The organism is Vibrio sp. 10N.222.55.C6 (assembly GCF_041473395.1).
Classification (GTDB): domain Bacteria; phylum Pseudomonadota; class Gammaproteobacteria; order Enterobacterales; family Vibrionaceae; genus Vibrio; species Vibrio crassostreae_C.
The window spans coordinates 1-350 of sequence record NZ_JBFRSD010001154.1; the positions used below are offsets into that span (position 1 = coordinate 1).

Annotated in this window: 1 pseudogene; it reads right to left on the reverse strand. The window is 46.9% G+C overall.

Annotation, left to right across the window (positions count from 1 at the left end):
* Positions 1 to 284: pseudogene (locus tag AB4486_RS27965) on the reverse strand (hypothetical protein); the annotation flags it as partial.
* Positions 285 to 350 lie beyond the last annotated feature (66 nt).

Below are 350 nucleotides of genomic sequence, written 5' to 3' on the forward strand. Positions count from 1 at the left end.
CACTCCATCGGTGCGATATAACCCACTAACCACCCCTCTCCAGCCATGGGCACCGTTACGCCGAAATCTGCTAGTATGGTTCTTGGTTCAATCAATTCGCCCGAGTTAGTGACACCTGACGTGTACCAATTCTGGTCCAACACGGTTTTGGCAATAATCGCAGGCAAAGCGAAAATCAAAACTAATCCGATTAATACCAGACGCCCCTTAGTTCGGCGGCTTTTAAGCTCGGCCATGTTTGCATCGGTACTTTCCCTGTTCATTTGTGCTCGAGATTTATCCATCTTTCTTCCTTGTTGTAGGCGCTGCCTTTAAGTCGCGATTTAAACTTCAAGTGCCTACTTCTTATT